This is a genomic window from uncultured Friedmanniella sp. (genome assembly GCF_964244285.1).
Taxonomy (GTDB): domain Bacteria; phylum Actinomycetota; class Actinomycetes; order Propionibacteriales; family Propionibacteriaceae; genus Microlunatus.
In genome coordinates this window covers 711,916-724,420 of record NZ_CAXTHT010000002.1, presented here as the reverse complement: position 1 = coordinate 724,420, position 12,505 = coordinate 711,916, and the positions used below count along the sequence as shown (strand labels likewise).

Below are 12,505 nucleotides of genomic sequence, written 5' to 3'. Positions count from 1 at the left end.
GACCATCTCCTGATTGTCCCCGGCCCGACCAAGGCGGACGCGAACGAGCCCGGCCCTGTCCGGCGTCGTCCTCGCCTCAGCGCACCGCCGGCTGCGGGGGCAGCACGTGGTCGGCGACCCGGTCGGTGCTCAGGCACAACGAGCAGACGTAGGCGTCGTGGGTCTGGCAGGCGGCCATGTCAGGACGCTCGTAGTCCTGGCGGCAGACGTGGCAGGTCATCAGCACCGCGGACGGGTTGCCGTACTCGTCGGTCATCGGCTCGGCGATCCCGTCGTCGGAGCGCAGCGGGTCGGCGGGGTCGACCCGGCGAAGGTAGTAGCGGCCCCGCGTGGCCAGCGCGAGGATCGGCGGCAGCACCAGCGCCAACCCGATCGCGACCAGCGGCGAGTACGGCTGGACGGCGTCGCCGAGCCCGCCGAAGAACGCCAGGATCGAGACGCCGGCCGCCACGACCATCGAGCCGAAGCCGACGGGGTTGACCGGGTAGAGCATCCCGCGACGGAACTCCGGCGCCACCGGCGACAGCTTCAGCAGGTACTTGTTGAAGGTGATGTCGGAGGCGACGGTGACGATCCAGGCCATCCCGCAGTTCGCGTAGAAGCCGAGGATGGTGTTGAGGAAGCTGAACATGTCGGCCTCCATCAGCACCAGCGCCACCGCCAGGTTGAAGGCCAGGAAGACCAGCCGGCCGGGGTAGTGCTTGGTGATCCGGGTGAACGAGTTGGTCCAGGCCAGCGAGCCGGAGTAAGCGTTCGTGACGTTGATCTTGACCTGGCTGATCACCACCAGGGCCACCGCGAGGGTCAGGGCCAGCCAGCCCGGCATCAGGTCGCGGTAGATCTCCAGGAACTGGTGCACCGGCTGGTTGGCCACGGTGGCGCCGTCGGCGATGTTCGCGATGATGTAGACCGCCAGGAAGAGTCCGATCACCTGCTTGATCGCTCCGAAGATCACCCAGCCCGGTCCCGCCAGGACCACCGCCCGCCACCAGCGACGGGAGTTCTCCGGCGTCCGCGGCGGCATGAAGCGGAGGTAGTCGATCTGCTCGGCGATCTGGGCGATCAGGGACAGGCAGACCCCGGCCGCGAGCATGATCGAGCCCAGGTTGGTCGAGCCCTGCCCGTCCTCGCCGCCGTAGGCGAAGAAGGTGGAGATCGACTCGGGGTGGCTGACCAGCAGGTAGACGAAGGGGATGACCATCAAGATCAACCACAGCGGGGTGGTCCACAGCTGCAGCGTCGAGAGCACCTTCATGCCGTAGATCACGAGCGGGAAGATGATCAAGGTCGAGACGGCGTACCCCGCCCAGAGCGGTACGCCGAGGCCGAGATTGAGGCCCTGGGCCATGATCGAGCCCTCGAGCGCGAAGAAGATGAAGGTGAAGGTCGCGAAGATCACGTTGCTGACGACCGAGCCGTAGTAGCCGAAGCCGCTGCCGCGGGTGATCAGGTCGAGGTCCAGGTTGTAGCGCGCGGCGTAGTAGGCCAGCGGGAAGCCGGTCAGGAAGATCACCACGGCGAACACCGCGATCCCCCAGAGGGCGTTGGTGGTCCCGTAGGCGATCCCGATGTTGGCCCCGATGGCGAAGTCGGCCAGGTAGGCGATCCCTCCGAGGGCGGAGATGGCCACCACGCCCGTGGTCCAGCGGCGGTAGTGCCGCGGGGCGAACCGCAGCGTGAAGTCCTCCAGCGTCTCCTTCGTCCCGGCGTCGCTGGCCGGACCGGCCTGCAGGGCGGGTTCGGCCGGAGGTGCGGTGTCTGAGGTCATGGCTGCTCCCGGGGGAAAGGAAATGAGGCTGCTACGCCTCAGCATCGAGAAGCGCCGTTACGCAGGAGTTCCCGCGGGGTAAAGAACGCAATCCCGTCCGCGACGGCCGCATCGGGACTGCTCCCGATCGGTCTCTCCCGCTCCACCTGCCACTTCCCGACTCGAAGGACACCACCATGCGGACCCCCACTCTCAGCGCCAAGCTCGGCGCGGAGTTCCTCGGCACCTTCTGGCTGGTCTTCGGCGGCTGCGGTAGCGCCGTGCTGGCCGCCACCTTCCTCAGCGCCGACAAGATCCAGCTCGGCATCGGCTTCGTCGGTGTCGCGCTGGCCTTCGGGCTCACGGTGCTGACCGGCGCCTACGCCTTCGGCCACGTCTCCGGCGGCCACTTCAACCCGGCCGTCTCCGTCGGGCTGGCGGTCGCCCAGCGCTTCCCGTGGAGAAACGTGCTGCCCTACGTCGTGACCCAGGTCGTCGCCGGGACCGTCGCCGCCGGCGTGCTCTACGTGATCGCCTCCGGCCAGCCGCGCTTCCAGCGCGGGGTCGGCGGCTTCGCCTCGAACGGGTACGGGGACCGTTCCCCCGGCGGCTACGGCCTGCTGGCCTGCCTGCTGGTGGAGGTGGTGCTCACCGCCGTCTTCCTCTACATCATCCTGGGTGCCACCGATGACCGCGCGCCCAAGGGTTTCGCCCCGCTGGCCATCGGACTCGGCCTGACGCTGATCCACCTGATCTCCATCCCTGTGACGAACACCTCGGTCAACCCGGCCCGCTCGCTGGCGGTGGCGTGGTTCGCCGGGGGCGGGGCGCTGGGTCAGGTGTGGCTGTTCCTCGTGGCGCCGCTGGCCGGGGCCGCCATCGCCGGGGCGTCGTACCACGCGATCGTGGGCCACGAGCAGGACGTGCCGGAAGAGCCCATCGCCAACAACCCGTGAGCCGGCCCCCGGGCCCGGCCCCCCGCCCGGCGGCTCGCGCTGAGCGCGCTTTTGGTCCAAGGTGGGAGCGCGACCAGACGGACACAACCGGCTGGTCGTCCCCCACCGGCTCGTCGGCTCGACGGGCTCACCGAAAGGAAGACGTCATGTCGGAGCCATCGCTCGGCGCCAAGCTCGGAGCCGAGGCCCTCGGTACCTTCTGGCTCGTGTTCGGCGGCTGCGGCAGCGCCGTGCTGGCCGCCAAGTTCCTCAGCAGCCCGGACAACATCCAGCTGGGCATCGGCTTCGTCGGCGTCTCGCTGGCCTTCGGCCTGACGGTGCTCACCGGCGCCTACGCCTTCGGGCACGTCTCGGGCGGCCACTTCAACCCCGCGGTCTCCGTCGGGCTTGCCGTGGCGCGGCGGTTCGAGTGGCGGCTCGTGCTGCCCTACGTGATCACCCAGATCGTGGCCGCCACACTCGCCGGGGCGGTGCTGTTCGCCATCGCGTCGGGCAAGGCCGGCTTCAGCGCGACCGGGAGCGGCTTCGCGTCCAACGGCTACGGCTCGCGCTCACCGGGCGGCTACAGCCTGCTCGCCTGCCTGCTGGTGGAGGTCGTGCTGACCGCCGTCTTCCTCTACATCATCCTGGGCGCCACCGACGACCGGGCGCCCAAGGGCTTCGGCCCCCTTGCCATCGGGCTGGGCCTCACACTGATCCACCTGGTGTCGATCCCGGTCACCAACACCTCGGTCAACCCGGCCCGCTCGATCGGCGTGGCCTGGTTCGCCGGCGGCCCGGCCCTGGCTCAGGTGTGGCTGTTCATCCTGGCTCCCATCATCGGGGCCGCTGTCGCCGGGGCGACGTACGCCGCGATCACCGGTGCTCGCGGCGCCGAGGTCGACGAGGGGATCGCCAACAACCCGTGACCGTCCTCCGCGAGGCCTGACGGCGCTTCGGAGGGGCGGCTACTGTGGCCGCATGGGGCCTCCCTCCCTGGCACTGCCGCCGGGCTCGGACCCGCGGCAGCTCACGCGCTACCTGCGGTCAGCGCACGACGCCTTCGTCAGCACCGGCCATCTGGACCGGTCGCTGCGACCCCTCGTGGTGGACTCGTGGCGCCGCAGCGTCGAGAGCGGCGTCGACCCGGAGTCCACGCTCGCCCCGATCCGGCTGGACGACGCGCGGCTGGCCCAGATCCGGGCCAGCCACCCGTTGGCGCTGGTGATGCCGGTCATCCGCCGCCTACTCGTGGACCCGGCCGCGGAGTCGGGGCTGCTCGTCGCGGTCAGCGACGCCGCGGGCCGGCTGCTGTGGGTGGAGGGTGACGTGTCACTACGGTCCCAGGCCGAGAGCATGCACTTCCTCGCCGGCGCGGACTGGAGCGAGGCGGTCGCCGGCACCAACGCGCCGGGGACCGCCCTCGCGCTGGACGCTCCCGTGCAGATCCTGGGCGCGGAGCACCTCTCGCGACCGGTGACCCCGTGGAGCTGCTCGGCCGTGCCGATCCACGAGCCCGACACCGGCGCAGTCCTGGGCGTCCTCGACCTCACCGGCGGGGCGGAGGTGGTCACCTTGCAGACCCTGACCCTGGTGCGGGCCACCGTCGCAGCCGTCGAGGCCGAGCTGCGACTCGAGCGGCTGCGCCCGGTCCGGCCCCGCTCGGTGGCGTCGGGCTGGACCTCACCGACCCTGTCCCTGCTGGGCCGCCGGAGTGCGCAGCTGGGCTACGGCGGCCACGACGACGGCTCGACCACCACCACCCTCAGCCCGCGGCACAGCGAGATCCTGCTGCTCCTCACCGAGGCGGACGGCGGCCTCAGCGCCGACCAGCTCGCGGTGGCGCTCAGTGAGGAGGACCACCCCTCGGTGACCATCCGGGCGGAGCTCTCCCGACTTCGGACGCTGCTCGGACCGGTTCGGCTGGGTTCGCGCCCGTACCGGGTGCTCGACGCGCTGCGCACCGACGTCGCCGACGTGCGTCGCGAGCTGAGGAGCGGTCGGGTGCGCCAGGCCGTCGCGGCCTACCGCGGGCCGGTGCTGCCGGCGTCGACCGCGCCCGGGGTGGAGCGGCTCCGCGACGAGCTGCACCAGCTGCTGCGCTCAGCGCTGTTGGGCGCGGGCGACCCCGACGCCCTGCTCTCCTTCGCCGACACCGCCCACGGCCGGGACGACTCCGAGGTCTGGCGGGCGGCGCTGACCGCGCTGCCGGCCAGCTCGCCCCGCTACGCCCAGGTGGCGGGCCACGTCGACCGGCTCGACCAGACCCTGGGCTGCGGCGCAACGTTGCTGCAACCTCGCCGGGCCTAGCCTCGCCGTAGGCGTGCCCGTCGCGGTCGCGCCCCTCCCGTCCAGCCCCGTCCCGTCCACACCTCAACGACAAGGAAGTCACCATGACGGTCTACGCAGCACCCGGAACCGACGGCAGCGTCGTCACCTACAAGTCCCGCTACGAGAACTGGATCGGCGGCGAGTGGGTGGCCCCGGTCAAGGGCCAGTATTTCGAGAACCCCTCGCCCGTGACGGGGAAGACGTTCTGCGAGGTCGCCCGTGGCACCGCCGAGGACATCGAACTGGCCCTGGATGCTGCCCACGCCGCGGCCCCGGCCTGGGGCAAGACCTCGGTCGCCGCCCGCGCGGTGATCCTGAACAAGATCGCCGACCGGATCGAGCAGAACCTGGAGATGCTCGCCGTCGGGGAGACCTGGGACAACGGCAAGCCCGTGCGCGAGACGATGGCTGCCGACCTGCCGCTGGCCGTGGACCACTTCCGCTACTTCGCCGGGGCGATCCGGGCCCAGGAGGGCCACCTGTCCCAGATCGACGACGACACCGTCGCCTACCACTTCCACGAGCCGCTGGGCGTGGTCGGCCAGATCATCCCGTGGAACTTCCCCATCCTGATGGCCACCTGGAAGCTCGCCCCCGCCCTGGCGGCCGGCAACTGCGTCGTGCTCAAGCCCGCCGAGCAGACCCCGGCCTCGATCATGCTGCTGGTCGAGCTGATCGCAGACCTGCTGCCCGCCGGCGTCCTCAACGTGGTCAACGGCTTCGGCACCGAGGCCGGCAAGCCGCTCGCCTCGTCCAAGCGGATCAAGAAGATCGCGTTCACCGGCGAGACCACCACCGGCCGGTTGATCATGCAGTACGCCAGCCAGAACCTGATCCCGGTGACCCTGGAGCTGGGCGGCAAGAGCCCGAACATCTTCTTCGAGGACGTCGCCCGCTCCGACGACGCGTTCTACGACAAGGCGCTCGAGGGTTTCGCGATGTTCGCGCTGAACCAGGGCGAGGTCTGCACCTGCCCCAGCCGGGGCCTGATCCAGAACTCGATCCTCGACCAGTTCCTGCCGGCCGCGACCGACCGGGTCAAGGCGATCGTGCAGGGCAACCCGCTGGACACCGCCACCATGGTCGGCGCCCAGGCCAGCAACGACCAGCTCGAGAAGATCCTGTCCTACATCCAGATCGGCACCGAGGAGGGCGCCCGGATCATCTGCGGCGGTGAGCGCGTCGACCTCGGCGGGGACCTCTCCGGCGGCTACTACGTGGCGCCGACGATCTTCCAGGGCAACAACAAGATGCGGGTCTTCCAGGAGGAGATCTTCGGCCCGGTGATCTCGGTGACCGGCTTCGAGGACTACGCGGAGGCGATCGAGATCGCCAACGACACCCTCTACGGGCTGGGCGCGGGCGTCTGGTCGCGCGACACCACCACCGCGTACCGGGCAGGCCGCGACATCCAGGCCGGCCGCGTCTGGACCAACTGCTACCACCAGTACCCGGCGCACGCGGCCTTCGGCGGCTACAAGTCCTCCGGCATCGGCCGCGAGAACCACCTGATGATGCTCGACCACTACCAGCAGACCAAGAACCTGTTGGTGTCGTACTCCCCGGACAAGCTGGGCTTCTTCTGATGACCCGGTTCGTCCATCGGAGGGTACGTTGACCGAGCGCGTCGCGGTCACGCCGGCGGCGGCGGAGATGATCCGCCGCCTGACGAGCGAGTTCGGGCCGGTGATGTTCCACCAGTCCGGCGGCTGCTGCGACGGGTCGTCGCCGATGTGCTTCCCGGCGGGTGAGTTTCTCACGGGCGACTCCGACCAGTTCCTCGGCGAGCTCGACGCCGGGACACCGGAGCCGGTGCCGATGTGGATGAGCAAGGAGCAGTTCGCCTACTGGCGCCACACCCACCTGACGGTGGACCTGGTGCCGGGGCGTGGTGCGGGCTTCTCGCTGGAGGGCCCGACCGGGTTCCGGTTCCTGATCCGGTCCCGGCTGCTCACCGAGGACGAGGTCTCCGGACTGTCCGAGGCCGACTCGGTGGGCGCCCAGCTCCGCCCCTGAGGTCACCTTCCGCCGACTTGTCAGAACTGGGTTGTCCTCTGGGGCAACCCAGTTCTGACAAGTCGGGTGGGGGAGGATGCGGGAATGGCGACCAACCACGGCACCGCGTCCTGCTCCCCCGAGGCGGTCTTCGCCGTCCTCGCCGACGGGTGGCTCTACCCCACGTGGGTCGTGGGCGCGTCCCGGATCCGCGACGTCGAGGCGTCCTGGCCGGCCGAGGGGGCCAAGATCCACCACTCGTTCGGGGTGTGGCCGCTGCTGATCAACGACAGCACCTCGATCCTCGAGTGGGACCCACCGCGCCGAGCGGTGCTCAAGGCGCGTGGCTGGCCGATGGGCTCGGCCAAGGTGGTGCTGGAGGTGGAGCCGACCCCCTCCGGCTGTCGGATGACCCTGCAGGAGGACGCCATCGAAGGTCCGGGCACCCTGCTGCCCAAGCCCGCCCGGGACGCGCTGATCCACGTCCGCAACACCGAGACGCTACGCCGGCTCACCTACCTCGCCGAAGGCCGAGCCGCAGGCCGTTGAGGTCGAGCCGCTCCGCGCTCAGAGGCGGCCGGTACGCGCGGCGGCCAGGACCGCCCGGGCCGCGTTCGAGCCGGGGGCGCCGTGCACGCCGCCGCCGGGATGCGCCGAGGCCGAGCCGAGGAACAGGCCGCGGACGGCGGTGTCAGCCCGTCCCGTGCCCGTGACGGGACGGAAGATCAGCTGCTGCTGCAGGTTGGCGGTCCCGCCCCCGAGCGCGCCGCGGACCAGGTTCTCGTTCCGCGCCTGCAGCTCGTAGGGCCCCAGCACCCGCCGGGCGATGATCCGGGAGGCGAGGTCGGGCGCGTACTTCTCGATCCGGGCCTGCATCCGGTCGGCGAACCGCTCGCACTCGTCTCGGTCCCAGCGGCCCGTCAGCCCGTCCGGACCGTCGTCGCGCCGGGCCTCCTGCGGGACGTGGGTGTAGGCCCAGAGCGCCTCGGTCCCGGCGGGTGAGCGGGTCGGGTCGGCCGTGGTCATCTGACCGACCAGCAGGAACGGCTCGGCCGGGATGCTGTGGCTGGTGATGGCGGCCTGGGCGCGGCTGAGCTGGTCCATCGAGTCGATGATGTGCACGGTCCCCGGCGCCGACGGCGGAGTGCTGGCCCAGGGCACCGGGCCGGACAGCGCCCAGTCGACCTTGATGGTGGCGGGGTCGAACTCGAACCGCGCCATCCCGCGCCGGACGCGGTCGGGCAGCTCGTCGTAGCCGACCAGGTCGCCGTAGAGGGCCGGGGCGGAGACGTCGGCCACCACCGCCCGCGCCTCGATCCGCTCGCCCGCGGCGGTGACGACCCCCTGGACCCGGCGTCGGTCGACCAGCACCTTGTCCACCCGGGTGTCGCACTGGATGAGGCCACCGCGGGCCACCAGCCGGTCGGCCATCGCCTGGGTGAGCCGCCCGGACCCCCCCTCGGGCACCGGGAAGCCGACGGCCTGGCCGCTCATGGCCAGCATCAGCCCCAGCAGACCCGACCCGGCGGAGTCCATCGCGATGTCGGCGTGCAGGGCGTTGCCCGCGATCAGCAGCTGGCCGTGCTCGGTCCGGAAACGGGCGCCACCCATCACCGAGGCCGGCTCCAGCAGGAAGCGGACGTAGTCGAACCCACCCACCTTCGGCAGCCTGGCCAGTGTCGACAGGGCCCCGCGCACGGGCGGGAAGGGCGTCAGCAGCGACCGAACGACCGAGGGCCCGATGATCTGCCAGGCCTCGTACAGCTCGCGCCAGGCCGCGCCGTCCCCGGGGCTGAGCTCGTCGAGTCCAGCGATGGTGTCCTCGGGGCGACGGTGCAGCATGGCCCAGGAGCCGTCCTGCTGGGGGTTGCCCAGCACGGCCGGGGCGTGCACCCAGCGCAGGCCGTAGTTCTCCAGCCCGAGCGCCGGAATGGTGGGGCCGGCCAGCGACAACGGGTAGAAGGCGCTGAACTCGTCGTGGACGAAGCCCCCGGCCACCCCGGAATCGTGCCGGACGGCCCCGCCCACGGTCGGCTGGGCCTCCAGCACCAGCACGTCCCAGCCGGCGTCGACCAGCAGGTTGGCGGCTACCAGCCCGTTGGGGCCGGCCCCGATGACCACGGCGTCCCGCGGCCTGCGGTGGCGCCCCACGCCCCCGGGAAGCGCGCCCATCGAGACGATCGTGGGGTTGGTGGCCACGTGAAGTCCTCCATCGGTTCCGGCGCAGGCGGCCGCGTCCGAACCGCGCCCGCACACCCGCCGCGTCGACGGTACCGGGCGGGCCAGCACGGCTACGCGCGGCCGGGGCAGGGCCGACGTCGGCCCGGTCACCGCCCGGCGCGCGCCGAGGGACGACCGGGGGTAGCGTGGGCGCAGGCCGTCCGGCCCGTCTGTTCTGTCTGCACCAACGAACGGGAGTCCGTCGTGTCGCGCAAGGTCATCTTCCTCGTCGGGACCCTGCTCGTCCTCGCCATCTACGGGGTGGCGGTGGCCGTAATGGTGACCACGACCGGCATCAACTCGATCCCGACCCCTGGCCGGGCTGTCGTGGCTGCGGTGGTCGCGATGTTCTCGACTCTGGGCATCTTCATCCTCGGCTTCATCCAGACGGCGACCGTCCCGGAGTAGTCCGGCGGGACGTGCCCGTCAGCGGTAGCGGCGGGCCTTCGAGTACGGCATGTACGCCATCTTGATGTACTCGACCTTCTTGCCCGGCCGGGGTGAGTGGATGACCAGCCCCTCACCGACGTAGATGGCCACGTGCGACGGCGTCTTGCCGTAGAAGAAGACCAGGTCGCCGGGCTGCAGCTTCGCCTTGGTCACCTTGGTGCCGCTGCGGGACTGCTGAGCCGCGGTCCTCGGGATAGCCACGCCGGCAGCGGCCCAGGAGGACTGGGTGAGACCCGAGCAGTCGAACGCCTTTGGCCCCTCGGCCCCGAACTTGTAGGGCTTGCCCAGTTGGGCCCGGGCGAAGTCGAGAGCGGTCTGGGCCGGCGCCTGGCTGGCCAGGTAGCGCACCGAGACCCAGCGGAGCTTCTTGGCGACCTTCGTCTGGGCGTACCCATTGCGGACCGGGCCGGTCAGGGTGAGGGGCCTGCCTTCGTTGATCCGGCCGACGGAGGACGCCGACTTGGCCGCCGCCGACCGGACCACCAGCTTGGCCGTCGCGATCTTGGTGCCCGACGTGCTCAGCGTCGCGGGCCGAGCCGGCTCGACGCCGACCCCGGCCAGGCGCAGCTGGCTGAGGGCCACGTAGGCCCGCCCCGTGTGGAACCGGACCTCGACCCAGCCCTTGACCGGATCCGCGAGGGTGGGGATCCGCTGGCCGACGTCCAGGGTGCCCAGCGCGACGCCCTTGGCGGCCGCCGTGGCGCGGATGGTCGCCACCGCCGACGCCGTGGCGCGAACCGTGGGGGCCGCCGGGGCCACCGGGCTGGTCGACCCGGGGACGCCAGGGCGCAGCGAGGTGATCCCCGACGAGGCGACCACGGGCGCGGTCGGCGCCGCCTCGGCGGCGGTGGGGCCGAGCAGCGCGCCCGCGAGCAGACCGGCGGTCACGAGCCGGACCGAGGTCCGGACCGTCCGGCCGGCTCGGGGGGTGGGGAATGTTCGGGTGGCTCGGACGAGCGTGCTGCTGGCCGCCATCGTGTTCTCCTCGTGACCACACCGCGCCGCGAACCGCGGTGGAACCGTCCCCGTGACACCGGAACGTTATCGAAGGTTCCCGTCCGTTGGGCAGGGTCGAAAGGCCTGAACCCTTTGCAGGCAAGCCGACACGCCGTCAGGAACCGGAGTTCTCGCGGTGGGAGTAGTACAGCTCGGCGCTCGCGACCAGCGGCTCCCGGCCCAGGATGAGGTCGGCGGCCTTCTCGGCGAGCATCATCACGGGCGCGTAGATGTTGCCGTTGGGCACGTACGGCATCACGGAGGCGTCGACGACGCGCAGGCCCTCGACGCCGTGGACGCGCATCGTCTGCGGGTCGACGACGGCCATCGGGTCCGAGGCCGGACCCATCTTGGCGGTGCAGGAGGGGTGCAGCGCGGTCTCGGCGTCCTCGGCCACCCAGTCGAGGATCTCCTCGTCGCTCATGACGCCCGGACCGGGCGAGGTCTCGCCCGCGTCGAAGGGCTGCAGCGCCGGCTGGCCGAGGATGTCGCGCGCGACGTGCACGCACTCCAGCCACTCCCGGCGGTCCTGCTCGGTGGAGAGGTAGTTGAAGCGCAGCGCGGGGTGCCGGCTCGGGTCGGTCGAGGTGATCGCCAAGGTGCCGCGGGCGTCGGAGTACATCGGGCCGATGTGCACCTGGTACCCGTGGCCGGTGCGGGAGACCGCAGCGCTGACCGAACCGTCGTAGCGGACGGCGATGGGCAGGAAGTGGAACATCAGGTTCGGGTAGTCGACCTCGTCGTTGGAGCGGACGAAGCCGCCGCCCTCGAAGTGGTTGGTCGACGCCGGACCGCGACGGGCGAGCAGCCACTCGAGGCCGATGAACGGCATCCGCCACTTTTCCAGGTACGGCTGCATGCTGACCGGCTGGCTGCAGGCGTGCTGGACGTAGACCTCGAGGTGGTCCTGCAGGTTCGCCCCGACGCCGGGCAGGTCGACCAGCTGCGGGATGCCGAGCGGCCCGAGCACGGACGCGGGACCGATGCCGCTGAGCTGCAGCAGCTGCGGGGAGTTGATGGCGCCACCGCACAGGATGACCTCACCGGCGCCGACCCGGTGCTGCCGGCCGTTGCGGCGGTAGGAGACCCCGGTCGCGCGGGGCGCCTGTCCGCCGGCGTCCGTGCGCATGGCGATGCCCGTGACCAGCGCCCGGGTGCGGACCGTGAGGTTCGGTCGCGACATCACCGGTCGCAGGTAGGCGCGCGAGGCCGACAGCCGCCGGCCGTGGTGGACGTTGCGGTCGAAGGGAGCGAAGCCTTCCTGGCGGAAGCCGTTGACGTCCTCGGTCAGGGGGTAGCCGGCCTGCTGCGCGGCCTCGAAGAACGCCCCGAACAGCGGGTTGCGGGCGGGACCACGCTCCAGCACCAGGGGCCCGGAGTGGCCGCGCATCGAGTCGGACACGTCCGCGGCGAGGCAGTTCTCCATCCGCTTGAAGTAGGGCAGGCAGTGCGCCCAGTCCCACTCCTCCATGCCGGGGTCGGCGCCCCAGCGCTGGAAGTCCAGCGGGTTGCCGCGCTGCCAGATCATGCCGTTGATCGAGCTGGAGCCGCCCAGCACCTTGCCGCGGGCGTGCGCGATCCGCCGGCCCTTCATGAACGGCTCGGGCTCGGAGGCGTACTGCCAGTCGTAGAACCGGTTGCCGCTGGGGAAGGTCAGGGCGGCCGGCATCTGGATGAACAGGTCCCACGGGTAGTCGCTGCGGCCAGCCTCCAGCACGAGCACGGTGCGGTCGCCGTCGGCGCTCAGCCGGGCCGCCAGGGCGCAGCCGGCACTCCCGCCGCCCACGATCACGTAGTCGTAGCTGGTCTCGGTCACGTCGGTTCCCCTCGT

The 12,505-nt window shown here is 71.3% G+C and carries 11 protein-coding genes; 7 read left to right on the top strand and 4 right to left on the bottom strand.

Annotated features, from left to right (window positions below; translation table 11 throughout):
* Positions 1-76: 76 nt before the first annotated feature.
* On the bottom strand, positions 77-1,768 hold the full coding sequence (locus ACFE7W_RS07725) for a purine-cytosine permease family protein (protein ID WP_375424163.1): 1,692 nt from the start codon (positions 1,766-1,768) through the stop codon (positions 77-79).
* A 176-nt stretch (positions 1,769-1,944) separates the two neighbouring features.
* On the opposite strand from ACFE7W_RS07725, the gene aqpZ (ACFE7W_RS07720) reads away from it, so the two are divergent.
* From aqpZ (ACFE7W_RS07720) to ACFE7W_RS07695, 6 genes are all read left to right on the top strand, one after another.
* Positions 1,945-2,703 (top strand): aquaporin Z, encoded by a 759-nt coding sequence (gene aqpZ, locus ACFE7W_RS07720; RefSeq protein WP_375424162.1) that lies wholly within the window; start codon positions 1,945-1,947, stop codon positions 2,701-2,703.
* A gap of 146 nt (positions 2,704-2,849) precedes the next feature.
* Entirely contained in the window at positions 2,850-3,611 is a 762-nt protein-coding gene (gene aqpZ / locus ACFE7W_RS07715; protein WP_375424161.1) for an aquaporin Z, read from the top strand.
* Between the two features lie 52 nt (positions 3,612-3,663).
* A complete protein-coding gene (locus ACFE7W_RS07710) occupies positions 3,664-4,992 on the top strand; it encodes a GAF domain-containing protein (protein ID WP_375424160.1) in 1,329 nt (442 codons plus the stop codon).
* Positions 4,993-5,075: 83 nt separating this feature from the next.
* Positions 5,076-6,599 carry an aldehyde dehydrogenase gene (gene adh / locus ACFE7W_RS07705; protein WP_375424159.1) on the top strand — a complete coding sequence of 508 codons (1,524 nt, stop codon included), beginning with the start codon at positions 5,076-5,078 and terminating at the stop codon, positions 6,597-6,599.
* Positions 6,600-6,627: 28 nt separating this feature from the next.
* Positions 6,628-7,029 (top strand): DUF779 domain-containing protein, encoded by a 402-nt coding sequence (locus tag ACFE7W_RS07700; RefSeq protein WP_375424158.1) that lies wholly within the window; start codon positions 6,628-6,630, stop codon positions 7,027-7,029.
* Positions 7,030-7,113: 84 nt separating this feature from the next.
* Positions 7,114-7,557 carry an SRPBCC family protein gene (locus ACFE7W_RS07695; protein ID WP_375424157.1) on the top strand — a complete coding sequence of 148 codons (444 nt, stop codon included), beginning with the start codon at positions 7,114-7,116 and terminating at the stop codon, positions 7,555-7,557.
* Between the two features lie 18 nt (positions 7,558-7,575).
* Here the strand turns inward: ACFE7W_RS07695 and ACFE7W_RS07690 are convergent, their stop codons facing one another.
* Positions 7,576-9,207 (bottom strand): phytoene desaturase family protein, encoded by a 1,632-nt coding sequence (locus ACFE7W_RS07690; RefSeq protein WP_375424156.1) that lies wholly within the window; start codon positions 9,205-9,207, stop codon positions 7,576-7,578.
* 225 nt (positions 9,208-9,432) lie between these two features.
* Here ACFE7W_RS07690 and ACFE7W_RS07685 point away from each other — a divergent pair, with 225 nt between their 5' ends.
* Positions 9,433-9,636, top strand: coding sequence for a hypothetical protein (locus ACFE7W_RS07685; RefSeq protein ID WP_375424155.1), 204 nt, complete (start codon positions 9,433-9,435; stop codon positions 9,634-9,636).
* An 18-nt stretch (positions 9,637-9,654) separates the two neighbouring features.
* On the opposite strand, the gene ACFE7W_RS07680 is transcribed toward ACFE7W_RS07685, so the two are convergent.
* Together ACFE7W_RS07680 and betA are read right to left on the bottom strand one after the other, a co-directional pair.
* The gene (locus tag ACFE7W_RS07680; protein WP_375424154.1) at positions 9,655-10,653 is read right to left on the bottom strand and encodes a C40 family peptidase; all 999 of its coding nucleotides are present in this window, start codon (positions 10,651-10,653) and stop codon (positions 9,655-9,657) included.
* A 136-nt stretch (positions 10,654-10,789) separates the two neighbouring features.
* On the bottom strand, positions 10,790-12,490 hold the full coding sequence (gene betA, locus ACFE7W_RS07675) for a choline dehydrogenase (protein ID WP_375424153.1): 1,701 nt from the start codon (positions 12,488-12,490) through the stop codon (positions 10,790-10,792).
* Between the last annotated feature and the right edge of the window lie 15 nt (positions 12,491-12,505).